General features: G+C 61.8%; 16 protein-coding genes. 9 read left to right on the top strand and 7 right to left on the bottom strand.

The genetic code is table 11. From position 1 onward, the window contains the following. Positions 1-49: 49 nt before the first annotated feature. Positions 50-1,531 (bottom strand): helix-turn-helix transcriptional regulator, encoded by a 1,482-nt coding sequence (locus ELEN_RS00580; RefSeq protein ID WP_009609025.1) that lies wholly within the window; start codon positions 1,529-1,531, stop codon positions 50-52. 205 nt (positions 1,532-1,736) lie between these two features. Between ELEN_RS00580 and ELEN_RS00575 the strand changes: the two genes are divergently transcribed. Beyond that, positions 1,737-3,554 carry a flavocytochrome c gene (locus ELEN_RS00575; protein WP_015759814.1) on the top strand — a complete coding sequence of 606 codons (1,818 nt, stop codon included), beginning with the start codon at positions 1,737-1,739 and terminating at the stop codon, positions 3,552-3,554. Positions 3,555-3,695: 141 nt separating this feature from the next. Beyond that, complete coding sequence (locus ELEN_RS00570) at positions 3,696-4,301, top strand: cytidylate kinase-like family protein (protein WP_009305687.1); 606 nt, start codon at positions 3,696-3,698, stop codon at positions 4,299-4,301. Positions 4,302-4,408: 107 nt separating this feature from the next. On the opposite strand, the gene ELEN_RS00565 is transcribed toward ELEN_RS00570, so the two are convergent. Together ELEN_RS00565 and ELEN_RS00560 are read right to left on the bottom strand one after the other, a co-directional pair. Beyond that, on the bottom strand, positions 4,409-4,984 hold the full coding sequence (locus ELEN_RS00565) for a hypothetical protein (RefSeq protein WP_015759813.1): 576 nt from the start codon (positions 4,982-4,984) through the stop codon (positions 4,409-4,411). A 10-nt stretch (positions 4,985-4,994) separates the two neighbouring features. Beyond that, complete coding sequence (locus ELEN_RS00560; RefSeq protein WP_015759812.1) at positions 4,995-11,294, bottom strand: MBG domain-containing protein; 6,300 nt, start codon at positions 11,292-11,294, stop codon at positions 4,995-4,997. A gap of 438 nt (positions 11,295-11,732) precedes the next feature. Here ELEN_RS00560 and ELEN_RS00555 point away from each other — a divergent pair, with 438 nt between their 5' ends. From ELEN_RS00555 to ELEN_RS00525, 7 genes are read left to right on the top strand one after another with little or no spacing between them, the layout of a single operon-like run. Next, on the top strand, positions 11,733-12,764 hold the full coding sequence (locus ELEN_RS00555; protein WP_009607747.1) for a transglutaminase domain-containing protein: 1,032 nt from the start codon (positions 11,733-11,735) through the stop codon (positions 12,762-12,764). 47 nt (positions 12,765-12,811) lie between these two features. Further along, positions 12,812-13,864, top strand: a complete 1,053-nt coding sequence (locus ELEN_RS00550; protein ID WP_009607742.1) for a type II secretion system F family protein — start codon at positions 12,812-12,814, stop codon at positions 13,862-13,864. A gap of 55 nt (positions 13,865-13,919) precedes the next feature. Beyond that, the gene (locus ELEN_RS00545; RefSeq protein WP_009607743.1) at positions 13,920-14,195 is read left to right on the top strand and encodes a hypothetical protein; all 276 of its coding nucleotides are present in this window, start codon (positions 13,920-13,922) and stop codon (positions 14,193-14,195) included. Between the two features lie 8 nt (positions 14,196-14,203). After that, a complete protein-coding gene (locus tag ELEN_RS00540; protein WP_009305681.1) occupies positions 14,204-14,716 on the top strand; it encodes a DUF4860 domain-containing protein in 513 nt (170 codons plus the stop codon). Continuing rightward, positions 14,716-15,180, top strand: coding sequence for a hypothetical protein (locus tag ELEN_RS00535; RefSeq protein WP_009305680.1), 465 nt, complete (start codon positions 14,716-14,718; stop codon positions 15,178-15,180). Before ELEN_RS00540 ends, ELEN_RS00535 begins: the two co-directional genes overlap by 1 nt. Continuing rightward, complete coding sequence (locus tag ELEN_RS00530) at positions 15,177-15,641, top strand: hypothetical protein (RefSeq protein ID WP_009305679.1); 465 nt, start codon at positions 15,177-15,179, stop codon at positions 15,639-15,641. Before ELEN_RS00535 ends, ELEN_RS00530 begins: the two co-directional genes overlap by 4 nt. 10 nt (positions 15,642-15,651) lie before the next feature. Further along, entirely contained in the window at positions 15,652-16,725 is a 1,074-nt protein-coding gene (locus tag ELEN_RS00525; RefSeq protein WP_009305678.1) for a type IV pilus twitching motility protein PilT, read from the top strand. Between the two features lie 181 nt (positions 16,726-16,906). Here ELEN_RS00525 and ELEN_RS00520 read toward each other — a convergent pair whose 3' ends face one another. The 4 genes from ELEN_RS00520 to ELEN_RS00505 form a co-directional block, all read right to left on the bottom strand. Then, a complete protein-coding gene (locus ELEN_RS00520) occupies positions 16,907-17,422 on the bottom strand; it encodes a shikimate kinase (RefSeq protein WP_009305677.1) in 516 nt (171 codons plus the stop codon). Between the two features lie 39 nt (positions 17,423-17,461). After that, complete coding sequence (locus ELEN_RS00515) at positions 17,462-17,920, bottom strand: DMT family transporter (RefSeq protein WP_009305675.1); 459 nt, start codon at positions 17,918-17,920, stop codon at positions 17,462-17,464. A 290-nt stretch (positions 17,921-18,210) separates the two neighbouring features. Then, the gene (locus tag ELEN_RS00510; protein WP_227101377.1) at positions 18,211-19,509 is read right to left on the bottom strand and encodes an IS256 family transposase; all 1,299 of its coding nucleotides are present in this window, start codon (positions 19,507-19,509) and stop codon (positions 18,211-18,213) included. Between the two features lie 503 nt (positions 19,510-20,012). Then, positions 20,013-22,016: a DUF2207 domain-containing protein gene (locus ELEN_RS00505; protein WP_009305673.1), complete on the bottom strand. Its 2,004-nt coding sequence runs from the start codon at positions 22,014-22,016 to the stop codon at positions 20,013-20,015. Positions 22,017-22,018: the final 2 nt, after the last annotated feature.

The following is a 22,018-nucleotide window of genomic DNA, read 5'->3' as shown; positions in this document are numbered from 1 at the left end:
GCAAACCCTCGCCGAGGAGCCGTTCTTGCATGCGCAACCGGTTCCGCCCCTATCCTGCTTGCCGTTCTTCGTCCTCCCAAGCGGACGAAGAAGACCGGCGACCCTTGCGCACAGGCTTCTCCACATCGTTGAGCAGTTCGAACAGCTCGCTTTTGCTGTGGATGTTGAACTTGCGGTAAATATGGTTGATGTGCGCCTTCACCGTGCCCTGCGACACGTACAGAACCTCTTCGATCTCGGCCACCGTGTCACCCTGGGCGATAAGCTGCAGCACCTCTTCCTCCCGCGGGCTGAGATTGTACGCGCGCGAAAGGTCGGACACGCGAATGGCCATCCGCCCCTCAGCCGATGCGCTGCCCATCGGGTCGTCCTTCAGCACCACGCCCCATTTCGCCGACAGCCCGCGCTCGGTGAAGAAGATCACGACGAACGTCAGCACCACGGCAACCGCCACGCCGCCGTACAGGATAGACGTGGCTTCTTCTCCCAAATGCGCCGACGCACCGGCGAACGCGAGCCACCCTACCAGCTCGACCACGTAGCGGATGCCGCGCTCGATGCCGTTGATCCACACCGCGTTCACGCCGAACCGGTACGTGATGTTGCTCATGACGATCATGATGTACATGGACAGCATGGTGTAGCCCGCATCGTAGCACAGCGCCATGATTTGCGCGTTCGACCCGAAGGTGGGCATAACGAACAGGAATCCGACGATGAACAGCGGAAAAGCCAGCTGGTAGATGGTGTCGAAGTTGAACCAGCGCGATGCAGACAGCACGCCGAAGAACACGAGCGCCGTGACGAACATCGCGCCCAGCACGTTGCCCGGCACCAGCAGCTGCGTCGGCAGGGCCCCGAAGCCGCCCGCGAACGTGCATACCGCCATCAGCAGGATAGGCTTCCACGGGATGGTCTTCGGGTCGCCTTCTTTCATGGCAGGAGGCAGATCACGCTCCGGCAGACGCGTCATGCTCGAACGCACGCACGCCAGGCACACGATGGGCAACACGATGGAGAAGAACGCGAGATACGGCACCGACATGCCCATGAACAGCCACTTCACCACTTCGCCCACGAAGATGGCCATGGCGTGGTACAGCGCCACCCGCATGGGGTTGAGCGAGCCATAGAACTCGGCCCACATGAGGATGAGCGACCCCAGGCCACCGCCCGCCGCAAGCAGCCCCGCAACCTTCAACGCCGGGGACGGCACCGCGAAGCATGCCAACACGATGAGGGCCGATCCGCCCACCATGCACGCGCCCGTGGCCAGCACCGCTTTGCGGTTCGCCCATAGCGGCGTCACACGGCGCGCCGCGAAGGCCAACGCCAAGGAGACGATACCGATCGCCCCTTCGAACAAAAAGTAATCGAACACCGATATGGTTGGAAACGCATCGTAGCGAAAGAACGTTGCAAGCCAAGCGCGGTAGAACCCCACGCCGAAAAACACGAAGGGAATAGCCGCCACCCGAAGCAGCACGGCTTTCCATCGATCGACGAACCCTTGTTGCGCCTTCTCGGTCACGCTTCTCCCCTCAATCGCCCTCCCATAATACCCAAGAAAGTCCAGCTTGCAAGAGGGTTATACCGCGGGTTATGCATTTAACCCCGACGGACAATTGTCGCTCGACCGCAGAACGATAGTCTGGGAACAGCGCTTGATCAGGGAGTAAGCGCCTGGGATACCCGACGCCGGTGCGCGACGTCGGCAACGTAAGGGAGGAAGCATCATGGAACGTTTTTCTCGTAGGCAGTTCATCACCGGCGGCGCCGTGGCCGCTTTGGGCGGCACGCTCGCATTGGCGGGATGCGCGCCCAGCGGCTCGTCGAATGCAAAAGGCTCGAACGGCGCAGGATCGGGCAGCTCCGCCGGCATCGGATCGGGCATGGGCAAGCACGGGCAGTTCGACGTGGAGGTCATGGTCACCGACGGCAACTTGGATCGCATCACCGTCCTCAACTCGCGCGAGACGCCGGGCATGGGCGACGTGGCCATGGAGGAGCTGACGCAGCTCATCGTGGACAACCAGACGCTGAACGTGGACACCGTGTCGGGAGCCACGCTTTCCAGCATGGCATTCATCGGCGCCGTAAGCGACGCGCTCGACCAGGCCGGCCAGAAGTCGAGCGATTGGAGGAAGCGCGACAAGGTCACGCCCGCGCAGACCGAGCTTCCCGCATCGGCCGATGTCGTAGTGGTGGGCGGCGGCGGTGCCGGCTTCGCGGCGGCCATCACGGCGGCGAACGCAGGCAAGAGCGTCGTGCTGCTGGAGAAGATGGGCGTGTTCGGCGGCGACACCGCGCTGTCAGGCGGCGAGATGGCCGCGCCGGGCAACTGGATCCAGGTGCAGGAAGGCATCGCCGACAGCCCCGACGCGCTGGCGAAGGACATGCTGGAAGGCGGCGACAACGCAGGCGATCCTGCCCTCGTGCAGATCATCGCCGAAGGCGCGCTGGACAGCTCGCAGTGGCTCACCTTCGAAGGCGGCATCTCGTGGAAGCACGACCTCATGCAGTTCGGCGGCCACAACACGAAGCGCTCCATCATCCCCATCACGCACAGCGGCAGCGAGATGACCACGAAGCTGACGAAGCGCGCCGGAGAGATCGACACGTTGACGCTGGCAAAGAACTCCCCCGCCGTCGAATTGGTGAAAAGCGGCGACGCCATCACCGGCGTGAAGGTGAAGAACACGGTGACCGGCAAGGAGTCCACCATCGCGTGCAAGGCCGTAGTGCTGGCAAGCGGCGGCTTCGGCTCGAACATCGACATGCGCGTGAAGTACAACCCGGCCATGGACGACTCCATCCTGTCCACCGACTCGGTGGGAGCCACGGGCGACGGCATCACCATGGGCGAGGCTGCGGGCGCGAACCTCATCGACATGCAGTACATCCAGACGTACCCCGTGTGCGACCCCGAAACCGGTTCGCTCTTGTACGTGGGAGACGTGCGCCTCGAAAGCCGTGCCATCATGGTGAACAAGGAAGGCGACCGCTTCGTCGAGGAGCTGGACCGTCGCGACGTGCTGTCCAACGCCATCGTCGAGCAGACCGACGGCAAGGCGTACATGCTGTTCAACCAGGCGAACGCCGACGAGACCGGTTTGCTGGTCACGCACGAGGACGAGTACGAGAACCTTGAGGCGCGCAAGGTCATCGTAAAGGGCGACACGCTTGAAGCCGTGTGCGAGCCCTTCGGCGTGGACGCCGCCGAACTGGCGAAGACCGTGGAGAAGTGGAACCAGTACTGCAAAGACGGCAACGACCCCGACTTCAACTTCCGCGGCGACTTCAACGCCATCGAAGACGGCCCCTACTACCTGATGGCCTACAAGCCGGCCGTGCACTACACCATGGGCGGTCTGCATATCAACACCGACGCGCAGGTCCTCGACGACGCCGACGCCCCCATTCCCGGCCTGTACGCCGCCGGCGAGGTGGCCGGCCACAAGATGGGCACGAACCGCCTGGGCTCCTGCTCGATGTCCGACATCTACACGTTCGGACGAATCGCCGGTAAGAACGCCGCAGCGTTCTCGGCATAGCGTACCAACCCCTGCGACCTTGCGCATCGCGCTCGGGTCCTTCCCTCCCTGGCCGCGCCCTCTCTCCGGGCGCGGCCTTTTTCAGGTACAATATCCTCAACGAAATCGCGTCGAGTTCGCAGGAACACGGAAGGGGCCAGCATGGACCAGCATCTCGTTTTCGCCATCAGCAGGGAGTATGGAAGCGGCGGCCGCGAGATCGGCGAGCGCCTTGCCAGCGAGCTGGGCATCGCGTACTACGATAAGCTCCTGCTCAAGCGCATCGCGGAGGAGAGCGGCCTCAGCGGCGACGTGGTGGAAGACTTCGACGAAAAGCCCATGCGGCCGCTGCTGCTGAACCCCAACAGCTTCTTCTGCGGCACCGACATCGAGCACCCGGTGGCCTCGCGTATATACAAAACCGAGGTGGACATCCTCAGGTCCATCGCCAACGAGGGGCCGTGCGTCATCGTCGGGCGCTGCGCCGACTACGTATTGGAAGGCCACCCAGGTCTGGTCAGCCTGTTCGTCAGCGCGCCCATGGAAGCGCGCGTCGCGCGCGTCATGCGGCGCAACAACCTGTCCGAGAGCGACGCACGCAGCCGCATCGCACGCGTGGACAAGAACCGCGCCAGCTACTATCGCTACTTCACCGACGAGAACTGGGGGCAGGCGCGAAACTACGACTTGTGCATCAACTCCGGCAACTTGGACGCGCTGGGAGCGGTCTCTGTGATCAAAACGTTCGTGGAAGCGCGGCAGAGCTAGCGCACCAGAGCGCGTCCCGAATCGCTGCATCCGCAGAGCACAGCGCAGAAGCGGCGTGGAGCACAAGCTGCAACGACGAAAGCGACCCCGTCACCGGGGCCGCTTCTTTACGCTGCTTGCTCGAGCGAGGCCAGGATGCGGGCCAATTCTTCGGGCGAGCCGAAGGGACGCTCTTCCTTCGTCTCCACGATGAACACCTCTCCCGTCCACGTTTTCTGCTGGATCTGCGGCTTCGCCGCTCCGGCAGACGCCTGCTCAGAGTCTACGACCGTATCGGAACCCTGCTTCTCCTCGGCCTCGAACTGCTTCGTGCGTACGAAATACTTCACGACGAAGCGATCCTTATCGGGAAAATCCGCACGCGAGAAATCGTACTTCAAGCTCTGCAGGATTCCCGCGATCACCTCGAACACCGGCTGAGAGCCTTCGATAGTCGCCAAGCCCTGCTCGCTGTTGAACGTGGCACAGTCGCCCACGTACACGGTGCGAACCCGCTGACGACGCGTGCGCTCCATCTTCACGATGACGGCGATGGCCACCACGATGACCAGCCACCACACGATGGACAAAACCAGATCGAGCGGCTCGTCCACCCGGTTGAGCCCCAGGAAGTACCAGAGCCACAGGAAGAACGCCGAGGCCAAGGCCAGCAGGACGAATACTATCACGTTGCTTTTCTTCATGATGAAACCCCTATTCGCCCAATCCGGCAGCCAACGTCGCACCCGCAGGAGCGCCCTTCGGCGCTATCGGCGCCGAAGCGTCGTCGCCGATCGAGGGAGCGCCGGGAGCGGGGTCGCCGCCCCCGGTCAATCCGTCTTCGTACTTCTTCAGCTTGCGCGAGAACAACCCGCGACGCAGCGCCACGCAAGCTCCGTACAAGGCCGTCACGATGATGCCGAGGATGATGTACCAATGCACCCAGCAGGACGCATGGTCATGGCTCGCAAGCGGCGTATCGTTGTCGCCGATCTCGGTTTCGCGAGGCTCAGCCAGCGGCGTCTCGTTGTCGCCGATGACCGCCTCGGCCGCACCCTGCAGCGCATCGACGATCGGCGTGACGACGGGCGCTATCGGGCTGTCCGGCGGAACGGTGCCCGGCGTGGGCAGCGGCGTCGGAGTCGGCGAGGTCGGAGGTGTCGGCGGGGTCGGCGGCGTCACGGGAGCAGCTGTGATGGTGAAGGTGCCGTTGAGCACGGCGACCCTGTAGTTCCCGTTCTGCGTGTAGAGCGCCGTCAGGGCGCCAACATACACGCCTGCGGCTTCCTCGCCACCAGGACGCACGTAGTTGATATCGCCCAGATCCCCCTCGGCCACAAGGCCTTCGACCGTGCCGCTGAAGGCAGGATCGTCAGCGCCGGCAACCTTGGAAGCATCGGCAACAGCGATGGTCACGGGAGCAGGGTTGATGACAACAGTGGCACTTACGGGCGCGCTTTCCTCATAACCATCATGCGTCGCCTTTACATACACCGTATATGTACCGGCATTTGTGAACTCGGGATTGGCATCCGACCACGTGGAACCGTCGACAGAGTATAGCAACGCGGAGCCGTCGACGCTGGCCTCGGCGACAACCGAGACAGGCTGCCCGTCGTAGGTCTTGGTCAAACCTGTCGCGTCAATGGTAACGACGTTTCCACCGGCAGGCACGATAGAGAAGTTGCCCGGCTCGACGGTGTAGGTGTAGTTGCCGTTCAGGTTGCCGACCGTCGCAGTCAGCACATCGCTGTAATTGCCAACCTCTTCATCGATGTTCGTACGACTGTAAGCTATGTCGCCCAGCAAATCATCGCCAAACAGGCCCTCGACCGCTCCCGTAAAGCCCGGATCGGCCTCGCCGTAAGCCTTCGAAGAATCGTTCACCCTGATAACGGCAGGTGCAGGGGTGATGTTATACGCACGCTCCACCGTACCCATGTAGTTGCCGATGCCCGTGATGGTAACGGTCACAACGCCAACGTTCCTGACGTCCTGGCTGTAGGAAACCGTGTAATCGGTACCCGTAACAAGCTTATGGTTGTTCCTATCGAACACCGAAGGGATCCACCTCTGTTCTTGTCCGTTGTACTGCACGTCGTACGGATTGTTGATCTGGATGCCCGTATAGCTCGGATCATCCGGATCGATGGAGGCGGAAGTAACGGTCAGCTTGCCAACCGTATAGACAACGTTGTAGTTAGCGGCAATAAACCCTTCGCCAGGTTCGACAACAATGGTGTTATCGATCGGACCACCGATATCGGTGATAGAACCTGTTGCCCGAACGCTCGCCTCAGTACCGACGAAACCGTCTCCGCCCACTGTCACATCGGGAAGTTCCAGTGCCGTTCCGTCGTAAATCTTGGTGGCGCTTCCAGACGCGAGCGTAACTTCGCGCGGCAGGATCTCGAGCTCGCCGTCCTCGGTGTGGACCGCGAACTCGCTGGTCACGTCGTTGCCGGCGGGGTCTTTGACCTTGAAGTCGCCGGAGACGTTGTTGGTGTAGACGCCCGCGGCGACCTCGGCCGGGTCCTGGGTCTCGTAGCCGGAGACCGCGTACTCGACGTCGTCGATGACGAAGCGGTCGGTCACGACGCCCTTGGCGGACTTCTCGGTGCCGTCGTAGACGTTGCCGGTCGAGGAGTTGGCCTTGAGGGTCACCTCGTACTTGGCGTCGCGGTTGGTCACCTTGAGGCTGCCGTCGGCGGTGGCGACGTCGTAGTTGTTGGCCACGTCGACGTCGCCGTCCTTGACGGCCACGGACTCGACCGTGGCGGGCGAGGCGCCCGGGGCGGTCTGGCTGCCGGAGAGCGCCACGTCGGCCTCGTGGCCCTCGACCAGGCCCTCGCCGCCGATGTCGTAGCCGGTGTCGGCGGCGGTCAGCGGCTTGCCGTCGTACTGCTTCTCGCCGCCCTTGGCGGTCACGGTGACGGGGCGCTTGGCGATCTCGAGCTCGCCGTCCTCGGTGTGGACCGCGAACTCGCTGGTCACGTCGTTGCCGGCGGGGTCTTTGACCTTGAAGTCGCCGGAGACGTTGTTGGTGTAGACGCCCGCGGCGACCTCGGCCGGGTCCTGGGTCTCGTAGCCGGAGACCGCGTACTCGACGTCGTCGATGACGAAGCGGTCGGTCACGACGCCCTTGGCGGACTTCTCGGTGCCGTCGTAGACGTTGCCGGTCGAGGAGTTGGCCTTGAGGGTCACCTCGTACTTGGCGTCGCGGTTGGTCACCTTGAGGCTGCCGTCGGCGGTGGCGACGTCGTAGTTGTTGGCCACGTCGACGTCGCCGTCCTTGACGGCCACGGACTCGACCGTGGCGGGCGAGGCGCCCGGGGCGGTCTGGCTGCCGGAGAGCGCCACGTCGGCCTCGTGGCCCTCGACCAGGCCCTCGCCGCCGATGTCGTAGCCGGTGTCGGCGGCGGTCAGCGGCTTGCCGTCGTACTGCTTCTCGCCGCCCTTGGCGGTCACGGTGACGGGGCGCTTGGCGATCTCGAGCTCGCCGTCCTCGGTGTGGACCGCGAACTCGCTGGTCACGTCGTTGCCGGCGGGGTCTTTGACCTTGAAGTCGCCGGAGACGTTGTTGGTGTAGACGCCCGCGGCGACCTCGGCCGGGTCCTGGGTCTCGTAGCCGGAGACCGCGTACTCGACGTCGTCGATGACGAAGCGGTCGGTCACGACGCCCTTGGCGGACTTCTCGGTGCCGTCGTAGACGTTGCCGGTCGAGGAGTTGGCCTTGAGGGTCACCTCGTACTTGGCGTCGCGGTTGGTCACCTTGAGGCTGCCGTCGGCGGTGGCGACGTCGTAGTTGTTGGCCACGTCGACGTCGCCGTCCTTGACGGCCACGGACTCGACCGTGGCGGGCGAGGCGCCCGGGGCGGTCTGGCTGCCGGAGAGCGCCACGTCGGCCTCGTGGCCCTCGACCAGGCCCTCGCCGCCGATGTCGTAGCCGGTGTCGGCGGCGGTCAGCGGCTTGCCGTCGTACTGCTTCTCGCCGCCCTTGGCGGTCACGGTGACGGGGCGCTTGGCGATCTCGAGCGTGCCGATAGTCTCCTCATCAATGAAGTAATTCGACTCTTTAGCCGAGCCACTCCAATCGATTTGATATGCATTATCGGAAGTTCCGACATCGGTACGACTTCCGATAACAATAAGGGTGGCGGTCTCATCATTGACCAAGCCCGAAAGCTCAGCGCCTTTTGTAGCAATCAGCGGAGCGCCATCGTAGAGCTTAGAATCATCGGGCGTAACAATCGAAATCGGGGCTTTTTCTACAATCAAAGTAGGCTCGCTAGCTTCAACCACTTCGAATTGATTTGTAACGTCGGAGCCAGACGATTTCTCAAAAATGCGCATCCCAGAATAGTCTATGGTGCCCTTATACGTCCCCACGTCGGTGCCCTGTGCAAGCGCTTGTACGCCAGAAACCGTATAGCTACCCATGTCAAGTCCGGAAACAGTAAACCCAGTATAGCTCTGTTTCGTTCCACTGTAGGTTTTCTTCGTTTCATCGCCGAGAAGCTTGATGGGGATGACGCCCTGCCATTGCGCGACAAGCGTAACGTCGCGATCCGGCATAATCATGCCGGAAACACCAGCAGAATAAACGTCTCCTGTATCTTTATCTTTCCATCCCGTAAAGACATACCCATCTCGCGAGGGATTCGAAATGAAGGAGACACGGGCGCCTACTTGCTGAACGGCCGTTTTGTCCTGGATAGTACCATCCGAAAAAGCGCCACCGTTGGCTTGGTACGTCAATGTCTTCGTGTTGGCGATATAACGCGCATAGAACGAGGCTGACGATGACGGGGAAACGCTGTCAGGAGCTTTAGTGGTATAGCTTTGATCGAGATACCAGCCGTCGAAGACATAGCTGGCTCCATTATGGTTGACACGAGAATTGTACGTATACCCATCGGTCTCAAAAGAGGGGGCATCCGTATTAACTGTGCTATTGAGCCCGAACGCAACATTTTTGTCATGAGAGGTGGAGTTGGTGACCACACTTCCATCAGGTTTTTGCGTGAGGTATGTCACGCCGATGGTCGTATCCTTATTGATGCTCAACGCACCGTCGGTATGCATCGACTTGCCATAATCAAAGGTGTTATACCGGTAATCGACCGACGAACCCGCAACGCTCAGCGTAGTCCAGTCTATGGTATACGTCCAATCAGGAGAGTAATCTGCGTAAGCTGCCCTGATACCATTTCGGATGGCCTCGTCGGAAGGAGTGGAGACGATATAATCAGCAATGCTGAAATTTGACCCGTCATACCAGCGGTCGCCACTATTAAACCCATCGGGAACGATCATGGTTCCTTCACCGGCATACATATAGTCCTTGGCAACCGTGCTGGTGTTCGAACGCCCCTCAAGAACGAAATAGAAATAGGCTTGAGAAGTGAATACAGCGTAGTACGACACATCTTCGGTTACGGCAGGCAGCTCGCCCTCAGTCAAATAATTTTTCGAGTTGGGAGCTGTGGCCCAACCAACAAACTGCTTGTACTGCCAATCGCCTGCACGATTAGGAGTCCCTCCATAGCTGGGCACCTCCCCGTCTCGCACCTTCGTGCTTTTGGAAACATCGCCATTGACGTACCACGATACCGTGTGCTTGACGACCGACGGAACGACGTGCACTTTGGCGGTGTCGGTATACGTTCGATTGCCCACCTTGTAGCTATAGGTAATCGTGGCAACACCCGGACTCACACCGACGATGTCTGCGCGATTCTCCTTTGAGAAAGCGACTTTCGCCACCGATGCGTCAGAGCTAGTCCAAGAGTATCCTTTCGAGTTCCACTTCCGCTCTCCAAGAGCCTTAATCGTTTCCCCTACCTCTATTGAAGAAGAATCCAACTTGATGCCTGTACTGGCATAATTGCTTCCCGTGGCCACATAAATAGTAAAGTGATCCACGTCGAAGCTTTGGACGGCGGGGTCGGCTTGGCGGGCGCCGATGGTCTCGACTTGAGACGCATCGTCGGACACGCGGTACACGCCCACCTCTTCGCCCTCGACGTTCGCGTCGAAGAAGCAGACGTTCAGAGCGCCATTGGGCTGGATCTCGTTGCCGTCTTTGTCGAGCAGCGTCACATCAATGGCGATCGCATCCTCGAGCACCTTGCCCTGGCTCTCCACTCTCTCGGCCACGGCGTCCACAACGTCCTGACGCTCGATCCGCGTCGCCTGCACGGTCGCACCTTCGGGCAGCACGCCTTCGGCGGCGGTTACCTTCACCAGCACGTTGCCGGCTTGGGCATAGCCCTCGAACGCCGGGTTGCTCACGTCGGCTTCGACCTCGACGACGTCTTCGTCGGCAACGGGGGCTTCAGGCTCATCGGTCTCGGGCTCTTCCGATTTCGGCTCTTCGGGTTCGCCCTTTTCGTCCGCCTCGCCCGGCTCGATCTTGGTATCGCTGGTGATAGGCGTGGTTTCAACTTCGGGCTCATCGGAGACAACCGCAGCGGCGACAACGGACACGACCAAGGTGCTGTCGACATACTCGGCCGCGATGCTAGACACGCCGTCCTGGGTGGTGACGGGCACGTCGGCGTTCGCGGCGTTCTTCGCGGTGATGGCTCCCAGCTCGAAGCCGGTGTCGGCGCTTGCTGTAAACCTCAGCTCTTTGTGCAGTTCGGTGGTCAGCATCGTGCCGGAGAGCAGCTGATCCTTCACGGACACGAACGCGTTCTGAGTTTCGAACGTTACCACGGCTTCGTCGACCGTCGTCGAAACAAGAGGCTGGGAAGGCGTCGTCTTGGACGCATCGGCATCCTTGGCCGCAGCGCTCTCGCCATGCTGCACGGCCTCGTCGACCGCTTCCTTGTCGGACTCGCCGACCACCTGATCGGTGGGAGCGGACTCGGTTTTCGAACCGTCCTTCTGACCTTCGTTGCCTGCGAACGCCAGGATGTTCGTCATCGACATGACCAACACCACAGACATGAGGACGGCAAGGAACTTGCCTTCGAACGTGTTTTTAAGATCTAGCATTTTCTCCAACATACCTATCACCCAGACTTTCGCCAGCTACGGAAGGATCGGCTGTTCGTCGCGAACCGCTTCGCAGTTCCGATCCAAGCACGTAGACGCACTGCGCTTGTCGATGAGCTCATACGTTGTCGAATATGCTGAAAACTCGTCTATCTTATGGTAGGTGACAGACCTGACATACCACGTTCTGCAATACAGAACAAGGGCATAGTCTATAACCCAATTTATATTCTATCACGTTGCGACCCCAAATGCTCTAGTAGTGGCCTCATTAAAACACCAATTGGACAACGCGTTAACCAAATCCGCATTTTATCTGGCCGTTTAAGAAACGAGCATCTGCATCTAACGTAGCGGGAATCGCTTTTTCGTGCCAAAATCAACAGTATCCGGTATGTGCGCAAGGAGGGGTATAATGCCCTCCGAGACAATGAATCGTAGAGAGGGCGCATGCACCTGCTCGGCATCACAGCCGCTGGACGGAAACGACGCGACGGAGCTTGCACGCCGCAACATCGGCGCGCCCGCACGCTGCGTGCGATCGTCCGCAGCGCGTGCGCGGCGGTTCTGGCGACGACGCTCGTCGCGCTGGGAGGATGTAGCGAAAACGACGCGGTCGGCAAAACCTCGAACCCCTCAGGCGGCCAGAGCCAGACGAGCGGCCCGGCCTACGAGCGGCCGGAGCTTGCGCTCTCCCCGTTCGACCAAGCGGCGGCCGGCGGCGAAAACGGCGTGAGCATCGACGCTTCAAACCTGGCGAAAGGCTACGTGGCCGTCTCGGCAACTGCATCAACCCGCTTGAAGCTCCAAGTTTCGTTTGAGGGTTCGGAAACGCAGTATTATTTCGATCTGCCCAGCGACGGCACGCCCATCTCGTGCCCTCTCGTTCAAGGCAGCGGCGCGTACACGTTCACCGTCTGGGAAAACACTACCGGACAACGGTATTCGGAGCTGTACTCGCTCGCCGACCAGCCTGTGACGCTGGCTGACGAATTCCAACCGTTCATCCGACCGAGCGTCTACTGCGACTACGACGCATCCAGCAAAAGCACGCAGCTGGCGAACGACCTGTCCGCCGACGCCCAGAACGAGGGCGACGTGGTGCGCGGGATCTACGACTGGATCGTTGAAAATATCGCATACGACGAGGACAAAGCCGCTCGGCTTGCCGATGCGACGGGCTACCTTCCCAACCCCGATTCGTGCATCGCCGACGGCGCGGGCATCTGCTTCGACTACGCATCGTTGGCGGCCGCCATGCTGCGCAGCCAAGGGATCCCCTGCAAGATAATCACCGGGTACGTATCGCCCGATAATATATACCACGCTTGGAACATGGTGTATATTGACGGCACATGGGTCGATGCCCATATCGATATCAAGCAGAACACGTGGACGCGTATCGATACGACGTTCGCGGCCGGAAGCGGGTCGAGCTACGTGGGAGACGGAATCGCGTACACCGACCTCTACACGTACTGATTATGACGATACACGTAGCAGCACGAGACAAAAGGAGCGCGTAGGACATGGCCACGAAGATGCTTGAGAGCAGCGCTGTTTCCGCCTTCTGCGAAAGCGTCGCCGTCATGCACTCCGCCGGCATCCAGATGGACGAAGCCGTCTTTCTGCTGGGCGAGAACATGGAAGACGCCGCGTTCAAACGCGCGTGCGACGACGTATACAAAGAACTCATCGTCGGCAAGCCCCTGGCGCTCGCAATGGACGATTCAGGATGTTTCCCCTCCCACGTCGTCGACATGGTGGGCGCAGGCGAGCACGCGGGCCGCTTAGAGAACGTGCTGTGGAGCTTGGCGAGATACTACGACGAGGAAGATCGCCTGTACGCCAAGATAAAGAACGCGATCGCCTACCCGGCTGCGCTGCTGTGCGTCATGTCGGCAATCCTGCTGTTCACCGTCATCGTGATTCTACCCGTGTTCGTGGATGTGTACCATGGCCTCACCGGCAACTTGACGGCCGGCTCCTTCGGATACGTGAACGCTTCCATCATCATAGGCTGGATCGCTCTGGGCGTTACGCTGCTGTGCACCGTGCTCGTAGTGCTGGGCGTGCTGGCCGGCCGCTCGGCGGCAGGGCGCCAGCGCTTGCTGCGCCTGTTCGAAAAGGCGCCCCTCACGCGCGGACCTATGCGCCAGATGGCCGTTAGTCGGTTCACCGCGGCGCTCGCCACGTTCGTAGCTGCCGGCGTGGACACCGATACCGCTATGGAGAAGGCCGTGGCCATGGTGGACCATGGGAACTTGAAATCCCAGCTGGAAGCGGTGCGGATGCAGATGACGGATCCCGCCCAGGCCAAGAGCCTCGCGCAAGCCATCTTCGACAACAACGTCTTCGAGCCCATCTACGCCCGCATGCTGGTCGTGGGCACGCGCTCTGGCAGCTTGGAAACCGTGCTGGCAAGCCTGTCTGACACGTTCTTCGACGACTCTATCGTGCGCCTCGACGGTCTTATCGACAGCGTCGAGCCCACGCTGGCCGCGTTCCTCACCGTGGGCGTGGGGGCTACGCTCATCGCGGTCATGCTCCCGCTCATCGGCATCATGGGATCGATCGGCTAGTCCCATGTACCACGAGCTGACCAAACAGGAAATCAGGAGGCGCACCCGTAAGCGCATGGCCGGATTGCTCGCCATCGTGCTGGTCGTCATGCTCGTCTGGCTTTCCTCGAACGCCATCGGAGCATCGCTGCGCGAGCAAGGCGAGCTGTCGGTGCGCAACGCCATCTTGAACAGCGCGAAGCAGTGCTGCGCCATCGAGGGCGCATACCCCTCGTCGCTCGCCTATCTCGAGGAGAACTACGGGTTGGTCGTGAATCGCTCCGACTACGCGATCACGTACGAGGTGTTCGCCGACAACGTCATGCCGAACGTCGTGGTGTTGGCGAAATGAGGGGCGATATGGTGCAAACGCTGATCCAGGCGACAGGGTCCAACCGCAGCTCCGAAGCCCGCGATGGAAAGGCGCGCGGACGGGCGTTCATCACGCTGCTGTTCGCCGTCATCGCGCTGTTCCTGCTGCTGGCGCTTCTGGTGGGCACGAGCGCCTACCGCGCAGCGAACGATGTGCGCTCTTCCTCTGACAATACCCGACTGGGGCTGTCGTTGATCGCGAACTCCATCCGAGCCACCGACGGGACCGACGCCGTAGGCGTGGCCGACGGTCCCGAAGGGCTGGCGCTCGTGCTGACCGAACACCTGGGCAACGGCGACTACGAGACGCGTTTGTACGCCTACCAGGGGGCAATCGTGGAAGAGTACACGCGCGCCGGAACGGCGTTCACGCCCGAGAAGGCTCGGGAGATCGTGAGGTCTTCCACCTTCGACTTCACCTACACCGACGGCCTGCTGACCGTGCACACCGACCAAGGCTCCACCTCGGTTGCCCTGCGCAGCGTAAGAGGAGGTGCCTGATGGGCATCGACCTTTCCCGCCTGCGCCGCGGCAACGATCACGACCGTCGACCCTGGCACGGCGCGGCTTTCATCGTGGAGGCGCTTGTGCTCCTGGTGTTTCTCATTGCGTCGCTTGCCGTGATCATGCAGGTGATCGCCGGAGCGCACGAACGAAGCATCGAAGCCGACCGCCTGTCGAACGCCATCATCCTCGCATCGAACGACGCCGAAGCGTTCGCGGCCGATCCGACCAGCGGCAACACGGGAGGAGAGTACGTCCTCGTCGACGGCCAGCTGGTACAACCCGAGGGGCCGATCGACGTCCTCGACAAGAGCGTGTACGACTTGACGCGCATCGTGGAAGCCCAGAGCCAACCGGGTGGCACGCTTTACACCGCCCACATCTACGTATCTTGCGGCGGAGAAGCAACCTACCAGATAGACACGGCTCGCTACGTGTCGAACGAGGGGGTGCAGCGATGAACAGCACCAACGGCAGCGTTCGTATCGGCCCCATCAGCCTGTTCACGTTGGTCATCATCTTGTGCCTGGCCGTGATGGCCGTGCTTTCGGCTACCACCGCGCAAGCGACGTATTCCGCCGCCGAGAAACAGGCCCTGTTCACCAACGATACTTACCAGAACGAGCAAGCCGCTCAAAGCGCGGTGGCCGTCATCGACGCGGCTCTGGAAGACGTGCGAGCCTCCGGAGGCGGTCTGGACGAAGCGCTTGCCGCCGTGGACGAGGCGCTGCCGGCCGACGCGCAGCGCGACGGGTCGAGAGTGCTCATGACGTTCGCCTCCTCCAGCGGGCGCACGCTTGACGTGGAATTAACCATCACCGCGAACGCAACATACGAGATCAGCCAATGGAAAGCGACAACGCAGTGGACGAACGACGGCCCGGGTGCCACGCTCTGGTCGGGCGCCGCGCAAACACGATAGGAGAAGCACGATGAAACTGGAGCAGCTCTTGCAAGAGATGGTGGACGCGAAGGCATCCGACGTCTTCATTATCGCAGGACTTCCTTTGGCGTACAGCGTGAGCGGCCGCCAGGTTCGACTGGATTCGGCACCGTTCAAGCCGGCCGACACCGAGGCCTTCGTCGGAGCCATCTACGAGGCATCTGGCCGCAACATGGACACCTTCATGCAGAACGGCAATCACGACGACGACTTCTCGTTCGCCCTGCCCGGCATCGGGCGCTTCCGCGCGAACGTCTTCCGTCAGCGCGGTTCGTACGGAGCGGTCATCCGCGTCATCCCCTTCGGCCTGCCCGATCCGGCGGAATTCCACATCCCCGACGAGGTGCTGCGCCTGGCCAAGTTCCAGAAGGGGCTCGTGCTGGTCACCGGCCCGGCGGGCGCCGGCAAGTCCACGACGCTGGCATGCATCATCGACCGCTTGAACCATGAACGTTCCGGCCACATCATCACGATGGAAGACCCCATCGAGTACGTGCACAAGCACGGCACCTGCATCGTCACGCAGCGCGAAGTGCCCACCGACGTGGCAACGTACAGCGAGGCCCTGCGCTCGGCCATGCGCGAGAGCCCTGACGTCATCCTGCTGGGCGAGATGCGCGACCAGGACACCATCGGCACTGCGGTGACTGCGGCCGAGATGGCGCAGCTGCTGTTCTCTACGCTGCACACTACGGGCGCCGCGGGCACGGTGGATCGCATCATCGACGCCTTCCCCGCTTCGCAGCAGCGCCAAATCCGCATTCAGCTGTCCATGGTGCTGCAGGCAATCGTGTCGCAGCAGCTTGTGCCCACCGTCGACGGCGGCACGGCGCCGGCCTTCGAGATCATGATCACGAACACAGCAATCCGCAACCTTATTCGCGAGGAGAAGACGCATCAGCTGGACAGCGCCATCGCCTCGGGCGGTGCCGAGGGCATGCGCACGATGGATCAGAGCTTGTTCGATCTCGTGAAGAGCGGACGCGTAGCAAAAGAGATGGCGCTGCAGTACAGCATCCATCAAGAGGCGCTTGAGAAGCGCTTCGAAACAGAAGGCCTGTAGAGCCGCATCGCGCTTCGACCAGCAACGACAACGCCCCGCAGCTTGTAACGAGCTGCGGGGCGTTTTCTTGCTTGGACGAGACGCCGGGTGAGACACTAGGGACGGGGTTGGTGTCTCACACGAGATCGACACGAGACGGCATCTCCGTTCCTTTGTCTCATTCCCTTTGTCTCATTTTCGATTACGCTTGCTTCAGGGCGTCGGCCACTTTGCGGGCGGCGGCGGTGATGGACAGGTCGTTCACGTCGACGGTGACTTCGGCGTACTGCTCGTACAGCGGCAGACGCTCGTCGTACAGCTCGCGCAGGCTCATGCCGATGCCTCCCTTCAGCACCACGCCGCGCTCCTGCAGGTCGCTCAGACGGCTGACCAGCTGGTCGTACGTGATCTTCAGATACACGATGGTCCCGATCTCGGCGAGATGCTTCATGGCCTCGTCGGAGTACACGGCCGAGCCGCCCGTGGCGATGATGGACTTCGACGCGTTCAGCTCGCGCAGAATCTCGTTCTCCACCTGGATGAAGCCCTCGGGACCGCACGCGTCGATGAGCTTCTGCAGCGTCTTGTCGCAGCTGTTCTGGATGACGAGGTCGGCGTCGATGAAGTCGTAGTTCAAGATCTTCGCCAGCACGATGCCGAGGGTAGATTTGCCGGCGCCGGGCATGCCGATGAGCACGATGTTGTCTTTTTCTGCCATGAGGTTCCTCCCTTACTGCACACATTGGGAGCAATTGTATCATGGCAGCTCGACCGGCACCGCTTCCAGTTGATTGGTTGCAACGTCCTTGCGTTTCAGGGGGAACATCTCGCTGACCAGGATGGCGCCGAAGATCAGCACGAATCCCACGATCAGCTTGAGCCCCACCTGCTCACCGTACAGAAGCACGCTGAACAGCACGCCGAACACCGATTCCAGACGGAGGAACAGCGACGCCTGCGCGGGCGGCACATGCGCCAGCGCCACGTTCTGGATGACCAGCGCCACGCACGACGCGAAGATGACCAGGTAGGCCATGTTCCAGAAGAACTCGGGCGTGAGGGCCCACGCGGGAGAGAGCGTCTCGAAGCAGGCGCCGCACGCCACGCCGCACGCGCCGCCGATGAAGAACTGCATCACCGTGAGCACCAGCACGTCGTTCGTCCCCGAGAACTTCGACACGTACACGATGTGCACCGCGAACAGCAGCGCCGACACCAGCGGCTTGGCGTATCGTCAATCGGAGAGTATTCCGGCAGGAAGAAGCTCGAAAGCCGGGATGTTTCGCAGGAACGCCGCGGCGAAGGGCGCTCAAAAGCCGATGCTTCCTGCGTCCGAAAAGCCGGCCGAGTTTCTCTTCCGTACGCCCTGGTTTCGTGCGCTTCTATATATTACTTAAAGAGTCATGGACAAAAACAGGCACTTTTCCGTAGTTTTGGGCCGCGTCCCGAATCGTGGTGTATCAGGGCCATCGCCGGAGAATCGCCGGCACCCTTGCGAGGTGAATCTTAGCCTTCGTCCTCCTTCGGGTCAATGGCGCTCCCTATGATCTTGCGCGCCGCCTCGCGGGCGGCGAGCACCTCGGCCTCGCCGGGGGCCTCGCGCTCCTGGGCCTTCCAGGCGTGCGCGAGCGAGGGCCTGGAGATGACGCAGCGCGCCGACCACTCCTCGTCGGCCTCGATGAGCGCCGCTCCCACCAGGCGGATGAGCGACTCGCGCGAGGGGAACCCCTGCACGACGCGCGTCCTGCGCTTGATCTCGCGGTTGGCCCTCTCCTGGACGTTGTTGGTGCGGATCTTGGTGCGGTGCGTGGCCGGGAACGCCAGGTAGGCGAGCGCCGCCTCCTCGGCCTCCAAGAGCACGTTTCCGGCCGCCCTCGAGATCTTCAGCACCTCCTCGGTCGCCTCTTGGTAGCACGCCCGCACGAGGACGGGGCTCTTCTGCGCGAAGACGGCCTTCATGGCCTCGCGCGCCTTTCTCTGGTCGTCCTTCCTGTGGATGCGGCCCGCCACGTTGCGCATGAGGTGCGTGACGCAGCGCTGCCAGGCCGCTCCTTGGAACGTCTCGGCTATCGCCTTCGCGAGCCCTTCGTGGGCGTCCGAGACGACGAGGCGCACGCCGTCGACGCCGCGCGCCCTCAGGCCGGAGAGGAACGCCTTCCACCCGGCGTGGCTCTCCGTGTCCACGCAGTCCACGCCGACGAAGCGCTTGTGGCCCGTGTCGTCGAGCCCGATCGCGGTCACGACGGCCTGGGACGCCGAGCGCCCCTCCACGCGGCACTTCACGTAGGTGGCGTCGAGCCACAGGTAGGCGAAGCGCACCCCGTCGAAGCGCTGCCTCCTGAACGCGTCCACCTCGGCGTCCAGGCACTCGCACAGGCGCGACACCTGCGACTTCGACATCGACCTCACGCCGAGCTCGCCCGCGACGGCCTCCACCTTGCGCGTCGATATCCCCATGACGTACATCTCGGCCACCGCCGCGACGAGCGCCCGGTCCACCCTGCAGTAGCGCTCGATCAGGTCCTCGGGGAAGAACGAGCCTCGGCGCAGCTTCGGAATCTTGAGGGTGACGTCGCCCGCGGCGGTCGAGAGCCCCCGCTCCCGGTAGCCGTTGCGCGAGTTGACGCGCCCCTCGTCGCGCTCCCCGTAGGGGGCGTTGCACGCCTCGTCGGCCTTCGCCGACATCGCGGCGTTCGCCAGGAGCTCGAGCATCCTGCGCCCGAAGGCCTGCAGGTCGGTGCATTCCTCGAGGATCGCGAACGCGAGCCCCTTCACTTCGGGGTCGTTGAATAGTAGAGTGTCCATAGCGGGCATCGCCTTCCTTCGAATCTGTCTTTTGTGGTGATTGACGATTCTAGACGATGTCCGTTTTTCTCGGGCAGGCTTCGCCCGCCCTCCAGAAACGGATTGATACACCAACTTTCGGGACGCTACCTAGTTTTGCTTTGGCGCGCGACAAGAGGCGTTCCGTTTACCTGGGGTTTCTTCCAGGCTCCTTTTCCACTCTGCTGGTTTTCCCTTGGAAAACTACCGAAAAGTCATGCTTTTGTCCATGATGTTTTAAGTCATGTTCATTCTGACTAGCAGGCCCTGTCATCCTGAGCGGAGGCCGCGGGCCGGAGTCGAAGGATGACAGCGGTGGCGCACACGGCCAGCCCGTGCTTGTTCATGCTCCGGCGCTTCGCGCCTTCGCTCCGGACGCCAGGTGCGCTCCGCTCGCCCATCGGATGGCAACGTGGAACCTCGTTCGCGGATACGCGCACAAAAAACGCGACCCCTTGCCGGGGCCGCGTTCGTTCCTGCCTGGTTTACCGGGCGCCGCCTCCGCCGCCGAAGCCGCCTCCGCCGCCGCCTGAGAAGCCGCCGCCGAATCCACCGCCGCTGGAGAAGTTCCCGCTAGCGCCCGAAAGCGCCGCCTGAGCCGTTGACATCGTGTTCGTCATCGACGTTTGCAGCATGTCGCTAACCGAAGGCATCGCTGAGCCGGCAGCCGTATGGCCTCCCGTGTACCAGAACCACCAAGGCATGTACGTCATGCCCATAGATCCGTCGTACTCGAACAGCTGCGGCATGGTGGTTTGCAGCTGCTTGATGGCCTGGTCGGCCACGCCGAACAGGTAGGCGTACACCATGAACTCGCCCCATACCTTCACGTCGGTGGGCGGACGCTCGTCAAGAGACGAGAAGTCGGTCAGCCAGTTGCGCAGCGCCTTGCTCTTGGCCGTCAGCTCGTTGCCCTTCACACTGCGACGCGGCATGTAGTTCCCGATCACGCCCAACGCGATGGCGGTGGGAATCATGAATATCAGAGGGATGAAGTTCGACATGAGTATCCAAATGGCGACACCGGACAAAGCGACCACCACGGCAAGCGCGATGAGGTAGCCCTGGTATCGCTTGCCTTTCGCCTCGAAGAAATCCTCGCGGTTCGTCGCCGCCGAAAGCGCGCCCTGCCAGCCCTGCATCGCGTCGACAAACTCCTGCGGATGATCTTCGCCGTACTTCTTGATAGTGCCGAACCACAGCGAGTCGGCTCCCCCGGCCAACGTGCCGAACAGCAAATCCAACGCCTGACGATCGATGGGATCGGTCACGTTGTCGGCAGCAGGCAACCTTGTGATGTAATAGTCGTCCACGGTCTTCATGCGCCCGAACGCGCCGGGTTCCTCGTAACTGCCCGCGTCGATGCGGATGGCGCCGACGTGCGCAAGATGCATGAGCGTAGCCGTGAAATCGTCTTGGCTCTCGCGATCCCAGCGCCACAGGCGTCCGATAGCCGCCGGATGGATGGAGGGGTCAGGCACGTCGCGCCAATACTCGTCGGTAAACCGGGGCTGGTATTCGCGTCCGTACTTGAAGTAGGCGCGCAGCGCCCAGGCGAGCAGCAGCACGCAGACAACACCGCAGCCGATGACGAACGCCAACGAAAGAACGCGAGTGCGGTTCGCCTGGTCGCTCCAGTCCTTTTCTTCTTTCAGCACCGTGTCCAAACGGTTTTCCCCTTGATGCAGCGCCGCGCTTTCGGGCGACAGGTTCGTTAACCACTTCACCGGAAACGCCACGCGCGCTTCGGCGAATTGACCTGCCGCAACATGCGGCACGGCATACGTCACGGTTCCGTCGGCGTTCACGGTCACCTTGCCGTCGAGCGGTCCATGACCCCATGCGCGCACGTTCTCTCCCGGCACGACCTCGGTACCCTGCGGTACGGGCAGCGCCAACGTCATGGTGACGTTGTCGGAAGCCTCTTTCCATTGGGAGCCCACGTATTTCCAATACACCTCGCCTATGTCGGAATACGCCTGCGCCCCGTTGACCACCGTATAATCGAGCTCGATGATGCGACGGTCGTCGGAGGCGTTGAAGAACACGTACACGCTGTTCTTCGGCGCGTCGAACGAGTAGGAATCTTTCCCAGGCCCGCCCGATTCGCGCCAGCCGAGCACGAACGCCTCGCTCGGCAACGTCGTCCAATCGCCCACCACCGTGCCATCGGCATCGACGTTCGCCATACGCACGCCGTTGATCTTGAGGGAAGCGTTCTGCGGAAGCCCGTCGAAGGCCCACCACACCGCGGAGAAATCGCCGTCGAAATCGAACGTGCGCTGCTCGGTCACTTGCAACGCGCCGTCGGTTTCCACCTGGGCCTGGATATCCACCTTCGGCATGGTGTACGATTTCGCGTGAGCCTGCCCGGGAGCCAGCGCCACAAGCGCGCATGCGAGCGCCAGGAGCGCCGCGCAAAACAGCACGGCGTTTCGTCGGGAAAAAGCGAAGGATTCGCGGAGTTGCGAACCGCTCATGTTTTGCATGA

Origin of the sequence: Eggerthella lenta DSM 2243 (assembly GCF_000024265.1) — a bacterium.
GTDB lineage: Bacteria > Actinomycetota > Coriobacteriia > Coriobacteriales > Eggerthellaceae > Eggerthella > Eggerthella lenta.
The sequence above is the reverse complement of the archived record's forward strand: the minus strand, read 5'-3'. Positions and strand labels throughout refer to the sequence as shown.

Coding starts and splice junctions, on each gene's coding strand:
- ELEN_RS00525 (WP_009305678.1), top strand. CDS start 15,652: ATGAAACTGGAGCAGCTCTTGCAAGAGATGGTGGACGCGAAGGCATCC.
- ELEN_RS00560 (WP_015759812.1), bottom strand. CDS start 11,294: ATGTTGGAGAAAATGCTAGATCTTAAAAACACGTTCGAAGGCAAGTTC.
- ELEN_RS00535 (WP_009305680.1), top strand. CDS start 14,716: ATGGGCATCGACCTTTCCCGCCTGCGCCGCGGCAACGATCACGACCGT.
- ELEN_RS00545 (WP_009607743.1), top strand. CDS start 13,920: ATGGCCGGATTGCTCGCCATCGTGCTGGTCGTCATGCTCGTCTGGCTT.
- ELEN_RS00575 (WP_015759814.1), top strand. CDS start 1,737: ATGGAACGTTTTTCTCGTAGGCAGTTCATCACCGGCGGCGCCGTGGCC.
- ELEN_RS00540 (WP_009305681.1), top strand. CDS start 14,204: ATGGTGCAAACGCTGATCCAGGCGACAGGGTCCAACCGCAGCTCCGAA.
- ELEN_RS00510 (WP_227101377.1), bottom strand. CDS start 19,509: ATGGACACTCTACTATTCAACGACCCCGAAGTGAAGGGGCTCGCGTTC.
- ELEN_RS00530 (WP_009305679.1), top strand. CDS start 15,177: ATGAACAGCACCAACGGCAGCGTTCGTATCGGCCCCATCAGCCTGTTC.
- ELEN_RS00520 (WP_009305677.1), bottom strand. CDS start 17,422: ATGGCAGAAAAAGACAACATCGTGCTCATCGGCATGCCCGGCGCCGGC.
- ELEN_RS00555 (WP_009607747.1), top strand. CDS start 11,733: ATGCACCTGCTCGGCATCACAGCCGCTGGACGGAAACGACGCGACGGA.
- ELEN_RS00550 (WP_009607742.1), top strand. CDS start 12,812: ATGGCCACGAAGATGCTTGAGAGCAGCGCTGTTTCCGCCTTCTGCGAA.
- ELEN_RS00505 (WP_009305673.1), bottom strand. CDS start 22,016: ATGCAAAACATGAGCGGTTCGCAACTCCGCGAATCCTTCGCTTTTTCC.
- ELEN_RS00570 (WP_009305687.1), top strand. CDS start 3,696: ATGGACCAGCATCTCGTTTTCGCCATCAGCAGGGAGTATGGAAGCGGC.
- ELEN_RS00565 (WP_015759813.1), bottom strand. CDS start 4,984: ATGAAGAAAAGCAACGTGATAGTATTCGTCCTGCTGGCCTTGGCCTCG.